The organism is Serratia sp. Res13-Sevr-LER1-36-b, assembly GCF_015673035.1.
GTDB classification, from domain to species: domain Bacteria; phylum Pseudomonadota; class Gammaproteobacteria; order Enterobacterales; family Enterobacteriaceae; genus Chania; species Chania fonticola_C.
Map to the genome: position 1 here is coordinate 40,666 of NZ_JADACK010000044.1, position 13,131 is coordinate 53,796.

The following is a 13,131-nucleotide window of genomic DNA, read 5'->3' on the forward strand; positions in this document are numbered from 1 at the left end:
TTCTTTTTCCTCGGTTATCTCGCTCGGAGATAGTTCTCATTCAGATAAGCAAAGGGGGCCCTTAAAGGCCCCCCTAACCAACATATTCAATACCTGGTTAATAAGGGCTTGACCTTATTATTCAGCTTCTACGAAGCTTTCTTCCGCCTGAACGGCCAGATCTTGAGAACGACCTTCACGGATGGCGGCAGAAACGGCGGTCAGGTACAATTTGATTGCACGGATTGCGTCGTCGTTACCAGGGATGATGAAGTCAACGCCGTCTGGATCGGAGTTGGTATCAACGATAGAGAATACCGGGATACCCAGGTTGTTGGCTTCTTTGATCGCGATGTGTTCGTGATCGGCATCGATAACAAACAGAGCGTCTGGCAGACCACCCATGTCCTTGATACCACCCAGGGAGTTTTCCAGCTTGGCCAGTTCACGAGTGCGCATCAGCGCTTCTTTCTTGGTCAGCTTGTCGAAGGTGCCGTCTTGGGACTGGATTTCCAGATCTTTCAAACGTTTGATTGACTGACGAACGGTTTTCCAGTTAGTCAGCATGCCGCCCAACCAGCGATGGTTCACGAAGAACTGATCGCAGCCGTTAGCATATTCTTTTACCGCTTCGCTTGCTGCGCGCTTGGTACCAACGAACAGGATCTTACCTTTACGGGAAGAGATCTTGGTCAGTTCAGCCAAAGCCAGGTTGGCCATTGGTACGGTTTTTTCCAGGTTGATGATGTGAACCTTGTTACGTGCGCCGAAGATGAAAGGCTTCATTTTCGGGTTCCAGTAACGGGTCTGGTGACCAAAGTGTACACCAGCCTGGAGCATGTCGCGCATGGAAACAGTTGCCATGATTAAAACCTCTATTAGAGTTGATTGGGGTTATGCCTCCACGTATCCCATAACGCCGACCCGGACAATGACGTGAGTCATCTCAAGGCACCCCGGCGGATGTGTCGATACGTGTGTGTTATTTACACAATGTGAGTGCAGTTAAAACTACTTCGGTCATTTCCTCACTGGCACTCAAGGCCGAATGCGGATCTGCCGGCGCGCTTTATACCATAAACCCGCCCCAGACACCAACTTTTGTTGCAGTTGGCCTGGCCCTTCACAAATGAAATTTGGCAGCCTCAAGCCGGGCTGATACCATAACTCAATGCCTTATCTTTCTACCTTGTCGACCATAACGACACCTGCGGACTAACTTTCATGGCAATTTCAATTAAAACACCTGATGACATTCAAAAGATGCGCGTTGCGGGCCGCCTGGCCGCAGAAGTGCTGGAAATCATCGAGCCCCACGTTAAACCCGGCGTCACCACCGGCGAGCTGGACAGGATCTGCCACGAGCATATCACCAATGAACAGCAGGCGATCTCGGCCTGCCTGGGCTACCACGGCTTCCCAAAATCGGTCTGTATCTCGGTGAACGAAGTGGTGTGCCACGGCATCCCAAGTGACGACAAGGTGCTGAAAGACGGTGATATCGTCAATATCGACGTAACCGTGATCAAAGACGGCTTCCACGGCGACACCTCCAAGATGTTCATCGTCGGTAAACCGACCATTCTGGGCGAGCGCCTGTGCCGCATCACCCAGGAAAGCCTGTATCTGGCCTTGAAGATGGTCAAACCGGGTATCCGCCTGCGCACTCTGGGTAAAGCCATCCAGCAGTTTGTTGAAGCAGAGAAGTTCTCCGTAGTGCGCGAATATTGCGGCCACGGTATAGGTGAAGGTTTCCACGAAGAGCCTCAGGTACTGCATTACGATGCCGATGACGGCGGCGTGGTGCTGCAGGCCGGTATGGCCTTCACCATTGAACCCATGGTCAATGCCGGTGATTACCGCATCCGCACCATGAAAGACGGCTGGACGGTGAAAACCAAAGATCGCAGCTTGTCGGCACAGTATGAGCATACTATTGTGGTGACTGATAACGGCTGCGAGATAATGACGTTGCGCAAGGATGACACCATCCCCAACATCATTACGCACGAGATGTAAGAACCACAGGGTTCTTGTGACAAGCCGGCCTATGCCGGCTTTTTTTATGGGCGGCGAAACATGTCTGAAAATTATCGTGAGCTAGAGACCCCGGCCGTACCCAATAAGCCGGATGCTCCCAGCACCTATGGCGATGAAGAGATCAATTGCCTGGTCCTCAAACAGCGGCTTGAGCAGTTTCAGCAGTGGCTGGCAGCGGCCTTCAATGCCGGCGCCAGTGCCGAAAGCCTGGTGGCGGCGCGCAGCAAGTTTATCGATCGGCTATTGCGGCGGCTGTGGCTGTTTTACGGCTTTGACACTATTCCCGAAACGGCGCTGCTGGCCGTCGGCGGCTATGGCCGTGGTGAACTGCACCCGCTGTCTGATATCGACGTGCTGGTGCTCAGCCAGACTCGCCTGAACGATGAACAGGCCGCTCGCGTCGGTGAATTCATTACCCTGCTGTGGGATCTCAAGCTGGAAGTCGGCCACAGCGTGCGCACGCTGGAAGAGTGCCTGCTGGAAGGCTTGGCGGACCTGACCGTTGCCACCAACCTGATCGAATCCCGCATGATCTGTGGCGACGTCGCCCTGTTCCTGCAATTGCAGAAGCACATTTTCAGCGACGGCTTCTGGCCTTCGCCCAAATTCTTTGACGCCAAACTGATCGAGCAGCAACAACGCCACCAACGCTATCACGGTACCAGCTACAACCTGGAGCCGGATATCAAGAGCAGCCCCGGTGGCCTGCGTGATATCCATACGCTGATGTGGGTGGCCCGCCGCCATTTCGGCGCCACCTCGCTCGATGAGATGGTCGGTTTTGGCTTCCTGACCCAGGCCGAACGCAACGAATTGAACGAATGCCAAAGCTTCCTGTGGCGTATTCGTTTTGCCCTGCACCTGGCGCTGCCGCGTTATGACAACCGCCTGCTGTTCGATCGCCAGCTCAGCGTAGCCCAGTTGTTGCGCTACGAGGGGGAAGGCAATGAGCCGGTAGAGCGCATGATGAAGGATTTCTATCGCATGACGCGCCGCGTCGGCGAGCTGAACCACATGCTGCTACAACTGTTCGATGAAGCGATCCTGGCATTGGACACCACGGAGAAACCCCGCCCGCTGAACGATGATTTTCAACTGCGTGGCGATCTGATCGATTTGCGCGACGAAACGCTGTTTATCCGCCAGCCCGAAGCCATTATGCGCATGTTCTACCTGATGGTACGCAACCGCGAAATCAAAGGCATCTACTCCACTACCGTGCGCCAGTTGCGCCATGCGCGCCGCCACCTGAAACAGCCGCTGTGCAACATTCCCGAGGCCAGGGAGCTGTTTATGGCCATTCTGCGGCACCCTGGCGCGGTCTCACGGGCGTTGGTGCCAATGCATCGCCACAGCGTGCTGTGGGCCTATATGCCGCAATGGGGCAGCATCGTCGGCCAGATGCAGTTCGACCTGTTCCATGCCTATACCGTCGATGAACATACCGTGCGCGTGCTGCAAAAGCTGGAAAGCTTCTCCGATGAGGAAACTCGCCCACGCCATCCGCTGTGCGTGGAGCTTTATCCTCGTCTGCCTCACCCAGAATTGCTGTTGCTGGCAGCGCTGTTCCACGATATCGCCAAAGGGCGCGGGGGCGATCACTCCATTTTAGGCGCCCAAGACGCCTTGGAGTTTGCTGCATTGCATGGCTTGAACTCACGCGAAGCACAGCTGGTTGCCTGGCTGGTACGCTGCCACCTGCTGATGTCGGTGACCGCACAACGGCGTGATATTCAGGACCCGACTGTGATCCAGCAGTTCAGCAGCGAAGTACAAAGTGAAACCCGGCTACGCTACCTGGTTTGCCTGACGGTCGCCGATATCTGTGCCACCAACGAGACCTTGTGGAACAGTTGGAAACAGAGCCTGTTGCGCGAGCTGTACTTCGCCACGGAGAAGCAACTGCGCCGTGGCATGCAGAACAGCCCGGATCTGCGTGAGCGGGTGCGCCACCATCGTTTACAGGCGCTGGCCCTGTTGCGCATGGACAATATCGATGAAGAGGCGCTGCACCATATCTGGAGCCGCTGCCGCGCCGACTATTTTCTGCGCCACTCACCGAATCAGCTCGCCTGGCACGCCCGCCACCTGCTGGCCCATGACTCAACCAAGCCACTGGTGCTGGTCAGCCACCAGGCCACGCGTGGCGGCACCGAGATCTTTATCTGGAGCCCGGATCGCCCTTACCTGTTTGCTGCCGTTGCCGGTGAGCTGGATCGGCGCAATCTCAGCGTGCATGACGCCCAGATCTTCACCAACCGCGACGGCATGGCCATGGACACCTTTATCGTGCTGGAGCCGGATGGCAGCCCGCTGGCCCAGGATCGTCATGCCGCGATCCGTCATGCGTTGGAACAAGCTATCACCCAGCGAGATTATCAACCGCCGCGCGCGCGACGTCCGTCGTCCAAGCTACGCCATTTCAGCGTACCGACCGAGGTCAGCTTCCTGCCAACCCACACCGATCGCCGCAGCTATCTGGAACTGATCGCCCTCGATCAGCCCGGCCTGCTAGCGCGTGTGGGTGAAGTTTTCGCCGATCTGGGCCTGTCGCTGCATGGCGCACGTATCTCCACCATCGGCGAGCGGGTCGAGGATTTGTTTATTTTGGCCGATGCCGATCGCCGGGCGCTGGATCCGCAAACACGCAGAAAATTAGAACAACGGTTGACAGAGGCACTCAATCCAACCGATAAAATGTGATAAAAGTAACCTTTCGTAAATAAAATCAGGACAGAGAACAGCATGCAGCAATTACAGAACGTTATTGAAAGCGCCTTCGAACGCCGCGCGGATATTACCCCGGCCAACGTAGACACCGTAACGCGTGAAGCGGTAAACCAGGTGATCGCCCTGCTGGACAGCGGCGCCCTGCGCGTTGCCGAGAAGATCGAGGGGCAATGGGTTACCCATCAGTGGCTGAAAAAAGCCGTCCTGCTGTCTTTCCGTATCAACGACAACAAGGTAATGGACGGTGCAGAAACCCGCTATTACGACAAAGTGCCGATGAAATTCGCTGACTACGATGAAGCTCGCTTCCAGAAGGAAGGCTTCCGCGTGGTGCCACCGGCAACCGTGCGTCAGGGGGCATTTATCGCTCGTAACACCGTGCTGATGCCTTCTTACGTCAACATCGGTGCCTACGTCGACGAAGGCACCATGGTAGATACCTGGGCCACCGTAGGCTCTTGTGCGCAGATCGGCAAAAACGTTCACCTGTCCGGCGGTGTCGGCATCGGTGGCGTGCTGGAGCCGTTGCAGGCCAACCCAACCATCATCGAAGACAACTGCTTTATCGGCGCGCGTTCAGAAGTGGTTGAAGGCGTGATTGTCGAAGAAGGTTCGGTGATCTCAATGGGCGTTTATCTGGGCCAAAGCACCCGTATCTACGATCGTGAAACCGGTGAAGTGCACTATGGCCGCGTACCTGCTGGCTCCGTGGTCGTGTCCGGTAACCTGCCTTCCAAAGATGGTTCCTACAGCCTGTATTGCGCAGTGATCGTCAAGAAAGTGGACGCCAAGACCCGTGGCAAAGTCGGGATTAATGAGTTATTGCGCACTATCGACTAAGCTTGAACGGCGGGTGTATCACCCGCCATTTTTTTGCCTTCAATACGCGGGCCGTCACAGTCTGTGACGGGCGTTTTCGCCATACTCTCTGGCAGTGGAATATTCCTGATGTATTTCGATTTGCAGCTTACAACACTGCATATTGGCTAATCAGGCAAATATAGTTGATTAAAAGGTGGCGCTATTATGTATGACAACCTGAAAAGTTTGGGTATCAATCAACCGGAAGATATCGATCGCTATAGCCTGCGTCAGGAGGCCAATAACGACATCCTCAAGATTTACTTCCGCAAAGATAAGGGCGAGTTCTTTGCCAAGAGCGTGAAGTTCAAGTATCCGCGCCAGCGCAAAACCGTGGTGGCTGACAATGCCGGCCAGGGTTACAAAGAGATCCATGAGATCAACCCCAACCTGCGCTACGTGATCGATGAACTGGATCAACTCTGCCAGCGCGATCAGGTGGAAGTGGATCTGAAACGCAAGATCCTCGATGACCTGCAGCATCTGCAAAACGTGGTCACCAACAAGATTGCCGAGATCGAATCCGATCTGGAAAAGCTGACGCGCGGTAAATAACAGCAACCCTTGGCGATAATTTGATCGCCTGTGTGCCAGCGGGTTCACATTTTGCCAGTTTTCCGTGTGATAGGGTAAATCGGTAATCGATAGGGTTGTTACTGCTCCGGCAGGCAAAACCTAATTCTTTAACGCTTGCTGGCTGTGGCCTTGAGTGCTTAAGGGATTAGGTTTTTTTTTGCTTTATCTTCACCACAGGAGATAGCAGGAATAAAGTCGTGCCTGGCTGCTCGCCACCAGGCATCGAGAGGCTATTTCAACAAGGCGCCCCACTGCTCTACCCACGGGCAGGAAACCACTTCCGGTTCAGGTTGCTCGATCGCATCGATCTCCAGTACATCACCTACACGCGTCGCCCCCTGCTCTTGCAGCAAAGCATCAAAGGTACGCCCGGCACCGCAGAAGTTGTCATAGCTGCTATCGCCCAGTGCAATCAAGCCATAACGCAGCTCCGGCTGATAGCCCACCTGGTCGCGGATAGCCTGGAACAGCGGTGCAATACTGTCAGGCAAGTCCCCTTGCCCGGTGGTGGAAGTCACGACCAGCGCATAATGCTGGCGGTAAAACTGCCACTCTGCCAGCGTCCCTTCCTCAAACACTTTGGCCTCATGGCCCTGTTGTTGCAGGATATTTTCTGCCTCTTCCGCCACTAACAAAGAGTTACCGTAGACCGTTCCAACGAAAATGCCGACCTGAGCCATCGTTGCTGCTCCCTTATGACCGTTAAAAAATGATTAGCTATCCTGACCGCTAGCCTGCTGAAACTCAAGTTCTGGCAGCACGTTATGCCAGCCAAATTGTGACATGACACCTTGCCAATCCGCTTCCCAGGGCGCGGAAATATGCAGCGGTTGGCCGCTCACCGGATGAGTAAGTTGAACATGGCTGGCGTGTAACATCAGGCGTGAACAACCAAAATGTTCGGCCATCCCACGGTTTTGCCGCAAATCACCGTGAGCGGTATCACCAATAATCGGATGGCGCAGATGCACCATATGACGGCGCAGCTGATGCTTACGCCCAGTCTCTGGTTTCAGCTCAACCAGGCTATAGCGCGAGGTGTCATAGCGGCCAATCGAAACCGGCATCTCTACCGTTGCCAAGGGTTGATAATGGCTTACCGCCGGTTTTGGACCTTTGTCCGGGGTGGCATGTTTATCCGCCAACTTATCCAGCTCTTCCGTCAGCGCATAATCAACGGTGCCCCCCTCTAAAACATAGCCCCGCACCACCGCGTGATAGGTTTTCTGTACCTGATGCAGTTCAAACTGTTGCGACAATAACCGAGCCACATCGCTGGACAACGCCATCAGCAATACACCGGAAGTAGGACGATCCAGACGGTGTACGGTAAATACGTGCTGGCCAATCTGATCGCGCACGGTTTGCATTACAAACCTCGTCTCGTGACGATCCAGCCAGCTACGATGCACCAGCCAACCTGAGGGTTTGTTAACGGCGATCAGATGTTCGTCCTGGTACAACACCTTCATAGAGTGATTTTTTCCATAGATTAATCATGCATTTTATCTCCTCCCCCCTGCAAGCTGCAGCCTGCTGGCCAGTTTGCAGGGGGAGAAAATAGGTAATTGATTGATTCTATCGTCAAACATAAATAATGACGAAACGAAAATCCCGTTTGGCGCTCTCGTTTTTGCCCCACGGGTCAGTAGTGCCTACACTGTACAAAAAGTAGCAAGGAGAGATAACATTGAATTGGAATATAACGCTTTTGATAACCCCCCTTTTACTGTCTATGTGCGGCATTCTGTTTTCACCCCAGTTGGCAATGGCCTGTACTCGCGCGGTCTACCACGGCGAAGATAACCTGGTGATCACCGGCCGCACTATGGACTGGAAAGAACAGTTGCACTCTGACCTGTGGATTTTCCCACAAGGAATGGAGCGCAGTGGTAATGCAGGCAGCAACTCAATCAAATGGACATCCAAATACGGCAGCGTCGTGACTTCCGCCTATGGTGTTGCAACCACCGATGGGATGAATGAAAAAGGCCTGGTAGCCAATATGTTGTGGTTGGTTGAATCTCAATACCCGGCATTCGATGGCCAGCAGCCAACCTTATCATTGGCAGCATGGGCACAGTATGCATTGGATAATTTCGCCACGGTGCAAGAAGCGGTTAACGCACTGGAAAAGGCTCCTTTTATCGTTCTGACCGGCGGCGTACCTGGCCAGGAACGTTTGGCCTCCCTTCACTTGTCGTTGTCCGATGCCAGTGGGGACAGTGCTATTTTCGAATACATTAACGGCAAATTAGTGATTCACCATAGCCGTGACTATCAGGTCCTGACCAATTCCCCTACCTTCGAGCAGCAGTTGGCCATCACCAAGTACTGGCAAGGGATTGGGGGTAACGTCATGCTGCCTGGCACAAACCGTGCTGCCGACCGTTTTGTACGCGCACAGTTTTATATCAACGCTATCCCGAAATATCATCAGGCCAGGCTGGCAGCCTCTAGCGTGCTGAGCGTTATGCGCAATGTTTCTGTGCCCTTTGGCATCACGACCCCTGAAGAACCCAATATTTCTTCCACTCGCTGGCGCACCTTGGCCGATCAAAAGAACAAGCTGTACTACTTTGAATCGGCACTGGGCAGCAGTACTTTTTGGGTAGACCTGAAACGGGTCGACTTTGCTGCTGGCGCTCCGGTTAAAAAGCTGGCGCTGGGTAAAGATGAGATGGCAGATTTTACCGGTGAGGTTTCCGCTGAGTTTAAAACCAGCCCTCCCTTTGAGTTCCTTGCTGCCGACGTCATAGATAACGCCTGAGCCCGATCGATGTTGACTGGTGGCTCCCCGCCACCAGCCCTCATTTTGTATTCATCAGTCAAGAATACTTATTCAGTCACATTCTCACACAAATTGACTAAAATTTAATCATTTGTGCATTTGCTAAGTTCCTTCCTCCTGTTACGCTGATGTTCACTCTTCAAACTCTGGACCATTGTGGCTTATCGATAAAATAGAGTAGATCTGAACGCTCCAGGTAAACACCGATATGGCATTAAAATAACCGGCAGAAAAAAAAGAACACCATAACAGGGAGAGAAAAACATGAGCGTTGAACGAGAATATTTGTTGCCAGCGATCTGGGTACGTGAACACCTGGTCCAGGTCCCGCTGAATTGGTTCGATAACAAGGATACCCGCACCATTGAGATCTTTGCCCGTGAGTTGGTTGACCCGTTACGCCGTGATGAACAACTCCCTTGCCTGCTGTTTTTACAAGGTGGTCCCGGAGGAAAAAGCCCACGCCCTACGGCACGCAGCAGTTGGATTGCCGAAGCCCTCAAAAGTTATCGGGTGATCCTGCTCGATCAGCGTGGCACCGGGCGCAGTAGCCGAATTGAAGGCAAGAGTCTGGCCGGGCTAACCGCCCACCAGGCAGCAGATTACCTGGCCTGCTTCCGCGCCGACTCGATAGTGAGCGATGCCGAATATCTGCGTAAAAACTGCTTTGGCGATCGCCCGTGGAGCACGCTAGGGCAAAGCTATGGCGGCTTTATCACGCTGACCTATCTTTCTCAGGCTCCAGAAGGCCTACACTGCTGCTTTATGACCGGCGGCCTGGCCAGCCTGCAGCCCGATGCCGATGAAGTCTACGCTCATACCTATCCGCAGGTGATCGCCAAAAATCGCATCTTCTATAAGCGTTACCCACATCTGGAGCCGTTGCTTGGCCAGATTGCCGACAAGTTGGAGCAGGAAGAAGTGTTGTTGCCCGATGGCGACCGGCTGACCGTACGCCGCCTGCAAAGCCTGGGGATCGATCTTGGCATGAGTGAAGGTTACGAGCGGCTACTTTGGCTGTTTGACGAAGCCTTTAACCCAGACGGTGAATTCAGCGACACCTTCCTGTCGCAGGTGATGGCGTTGACCAGTTACGCGGAGAATCCGCTGTTTGCCGCGCTGCATGAAAGTATTTACGCGCAGGATAAGGCCACCAACTGGGCCGCCGAACGGCAACGGGGCAACTTCAATGCTTTCGCCGAGGATCGGCGTCCGCTCTACCTGACCGGGGAAATGATCTATCCCTGGATGTTCACCGAGATCGCCGCTCTGCGCCCCTTCAATGAGCCCGCCAAGCTGCTGGCCGATCGCCGCGTGTGGTCACCGCTGTATAACAGCGATCGCCTGCTCGACAATCAGGTACCGGTATTTGCCGCCATTTATTTCAGCGATATGTATGTCGATTTGAAGCTCTCGCTGGCGACGGCGCAACAGGTGGGTAATTTGACGCCGTGGATCACCAACGAGTATGAGCATAACGGCTTACGCGTTGGTAATGTTTTTGGTCATTTGCAGACAATGGCGCAGAAAGCGGGCATTTACGCCCCCTCATCCCAATCCTCTTTCGCAAGGATAGCGAGCTGATGGGCCCTGCTCTTTTGCAAGTAAAGCGATAATCTCAAGCAAACTCTAAAGCTGTTTTGGAAGTAGAAGCAAACTCAATAACCTTCTTTATCCAAGGTAAGTCACTACCATTTCAAACACGCTCGATCTGTCCCCTCTCCCTGTGGGAGAGGGTTAGGGTGAGGGGAGAGGTATCTTAGTTCACCAACTCAATGGTGATCAGGCGGCTATCGGCCCGCCCATGATCGTCCACCGCCCGAATGCGATACTGGCCATTGTTGACTGGCCGCCAATCGATGGCGGTTTTACTGGCGCTGCTGCCTAGATAAATATCATCGACAAACCAATACACCGTTTTACTGTCCGCGTCCGTCACCGCATTGAAGGAGATTTTGTCACGCCCCTGTTGAGATTGCCGCAAGGTATAGGTGGTATTTTTCAGCGGCGAGGTAATGCGCGGCGGGCTGCCACCGATCGCCACCGCATTATCCTTGCAATGGTTTACCGGCGGAGCCCGCTTGGGTAATCCAGCCTGCGCAAACACGTTAGCCAGATCGGAAGGCCAGAACTCAAACACTTCGGTACGGGTTTGTGTTTCATCATACGGCGGGCAGGCCACCTCACCGCTGTTAATATCCAGCACCACCGGACGATAGACGGTATCGACCTTGATCGGCGACTTGCCGGGGATAAACCAGGTTTTGCCTTTCTGCTGGCACCATTGCGTTGGCAGGTTGCCGCTGGCCAGGCAAATATCCACCCGCTTCAACTGTTTCGGGAAGGGGTGTTTCGGCTCCTGCAAGGCCGGATAGCTGGCGTTAATGCTGTCGATAATATTGAAAAATAGCGGGGCTGCCGCATCGGCCCCCACAAACACGTTGTTGCCTCTGCTGTCAAAATTCCCTTCCCATACCACCAGCACGTAAGGCCCGAAGATCCCGACGCTCCAGGCATCGCGGAAGCCCCAGGAGGTCCCGGTTTTCCAATAGACCGGCAGGGATGACGAGCGTTGTGCCAAAGTGTCACCAGGCCGGCGGTGCTGGCGCAACATATCCAGCGTAGTGAAGCTGGCTTCTTCACTAATCAAACGGATTGGTGGCGGATAGGCATCACTCTTTTGCATCCGTAATGGGCGCAATGCGCCCCGGTTGGCCAACAGCGCATACAGCTTCGCCAGTTCCTGGGCTGTGATTTCACCGCCCCCCAACACCAGCGACAACCCATAATGGTTTTCACTGGCCAGGTTGGCGATGCCGGACAGGCTTAAAAACTGATAAAACGTCGGCTGCCGTAGCTGGGAGGCCACGTACACCGCTGGAATATTACGGCTGAAATTCAACGCGTCTGTCGCCGTTACCGGCCCCAGGAAACGTCGGTCAAAGTTTTCTGGCGCATAGGCGCCAAAGGACGAAGGCACGTCCTTGAGGATGGTCATCGGATGCAGCACGCCCTGCTCCATCCCCAAGGCATAAATAAAGGGCTTGAGAGTCGATCCTGGGGAGCGCTTGGCATTGGTCCCGTTCACCTGCCCCTGGATCTCGCGATTGTAATAATCGGCAGAGCCCACCAGCGCCCTTATCCCCATATCACGGCTGTCCACTAACAGCACCGAGGCATTATGGATCCCCCGGCTCTGGTTACGGACAATAAACGCGTTCACCTGCCTTTCGATCAGCCGCTGGAGCCCGGCATCCAACGTGGTATCTACACGGGTATCCAACTGCACTAACTGCTGGGTCTGTTGGCGCAACTGTTCGATAAAGTGTGGAGCAATGTACGGCATCCGTTCTGGCTGGCGCAGTGCCAAAGGGAGTTGAAACAGGGCACGCTGACTGCTGTCGGTGCTATACACACCTTGCCAGCGTTGAAACAGGCGGTTACGGGCCTGCGTCAGGGCTTGCCCCAACACGCCGGTTTTAGGGTCGATACGATAGCTGGGTGACTGCGGCAACACCGAGAGCGTCAGCGCCTCCGGCAAGGTGAGATCCTGCGGTGCCTTGGCAAAATAGATCAGGCTGGCCGCACCGATGCTTTCAATATTGCGGCCATAGGGGGCGTAATTGAGATAGGCTTCCAGAATATCGTGCTTGGAATAGCTGAGTTCTAACTGAACGGCCCGCAGTACCTGCATCAGTTTACCGCCAGGTGTACGGGTATTCAGATGCCAATGCATGCGCGCCAACTGCATGGTGATGGTCGAACCGCCCTGCATTTTGCCACCGGCTACGTAGCTGCGCCAAAAGCCACGCAGCAGGCTGACGGGGTTAAATCCGGGGTTGTAATAGAACCAGCGATCTTCATGCAGCAAAATACCCTGCACCGCCAACGGCGAAATCTTTTCCAGCGGCGTCCACAGGCGATAGCGATCGTCATTGGCTAACGTGAGGCGCATCAGCGTCCCGTGGCGATCGTAGTAAACCGTGGAGAAGGGCACGCCCTGCGAAAGAGGAGGATGCGGCCACAGCCGCGCTCCTACCAGGCCCAGCGCCAGCAGAAATACCGCCATCAAGATATTTTGCAGCCAGCGTTTTGCCACAGCAGATGCAGGAAGGATTCTCATGGAGTCTCGGTACCCACGAACCCCGCAGCTC

Annotated in this window: 10 protein-coding genes; 6 read left to right on the forward strand and 4 right to left on the reverse strand. The window is 54.4% G+C overall.

Features of this window, described 5'->3' with window-relative positions:
* Positions 1-117: 117 nt before the first annotated feature.
* Complete coding sequence (rpsB, locus tag IMQ33_RS24065) at positions 118-843, reverse strand: 30S ribosomal protein S2 (RefSeq protein WP_021179908.1); 726 nt, start codon at positions 841-843, stop codon at positions 118-120.
* Between the two features lie 360 nt (positions 844-1,203).
* Between rpsB and map the strand changes: the two genes are divergently transcribed.
* From map to IMQ33_RS24085, 4 genes are all read left to right on the forward strand, one after another.
* A complete protein-coding gene (gene map / locus IMQ33_RS24070) occupies positions 1,204-1,998 on the forward strand; it encodes a type I methionyl aminopeptidase (protein WP_021179907.1) in 795 nt (264 codons plus the stop codon).
* Positions 1,999-2,058: 60 nt separating this feature from the next.
* Entirely contained in the window at positions 2,059-4,722 is a 2,664-nt protein-coding gene (gene glnD / locus IMQ33_RS24075) for a bifunctional uridylyltransferase/uridylyl-removing protein GlnD (RefSeq protein ID WP_065684164.1), read from the forward strand.
* Between the two features lie 42 nt (positions 4,723-4,764).
* Complete coding sequence (gene dapD, locus IMQ33_RS24080; RefSeq protein WP_021179905.1) at positions 4,765-5,589, forward strand: 2,3,4,5-tetrahydropyridine-2,6-dicarboxylate N-succinyltransferase; 825 nt, start codon at positions 4,765-4,767, stop codon at positions 5,587-5,589.
* Positions 5,590-5,775: 186 nt separating this feature from the next.
* Positions 5,776-6,165 (forward strand): DUF3461 family protein, encoded by a 390-nt coding sequence (locus IMQ33_RS24085; protein WP_021179904.1) that lies wholly within the window; start codon positions 5,776-5,778, stop codon positions 6,163-6,165.
* 251 nt (positions 6,166-6,416) lie between these two features.
* Here IMQ33_RS24085 and IMQ33_RS24090 read toward each other — a convergent pair whose 3' ends face one another.
* Positions 6,417-6,866: a flavodoxin gene (locus IMQ33_RS24090; protein ID WP_196062804.1), complete on the reverse strand. Its 450-nt coding sequence runs from the start codon at positions 6,864-6,866 to the stop codon at positions 6,417-6,419.
* Positions 6,867-6,899: 33 nt separating this feature from the next.
* A complete protein-coding gene (gene truC / locus IMQ33_RS24095; protein WP_196062805.1) occupies positions 6,900-7,658 on the reverse strand; it encodes a tRNA pseudouridine(65) synthase TruC in 759 nt (252 codons plus the stop codon).
* A gap of 218 nt (positions 7,659-7,876) precedes the next feature.
* Between truC and IMQ33_RS24100 the strand changes: the two genes are divergently transcribed.
* Both IMQ33_RS24100 and IMQ33_RS24105 read left to right on the forward strand, forming a co-directional pair.
* A complete protein-coding gene (locus tag IMQ33_RS24100) occupies positions 7,877-8,956 on the forward strand; it encodes a linear amide C-N hydrolase (RefSeq protein ID WP_370573041.1) in 1,080 nt (359 codons plus the stop codon).
* Positions 8,957-9,241: 285 nt separating this feature from the next.
* Entirely contained in the window at positions 9,242-10,561 is a 1,320-nt protein-coding gene (locus tag IMQ33_RS24105) for an alpha/beta fold hydrolase (RefSeq protein ID WP_196062806.1), read from the forward strand.
* A gap of 175 nt (positions 10,562-10,736) precedes the next feature.
* On the opposite strand, the gene pbpC is transcribed toward IMQ33_RS24105, so the two are convergent.
* Positions 10,737-13,100 (reverse strand): penicillin-binding protein 1C, encoded by a 2,364-nt coding sequence (pbpC, locus tag IMQ33_RS24110; protein ID WP_174332938.1) that lies wholly within the window; start codon positions 13,098-13,100, stop codon positions 10,737-10,739.
* Positions 13,101-13,131 lie beyond the last annotated feature (31 nt).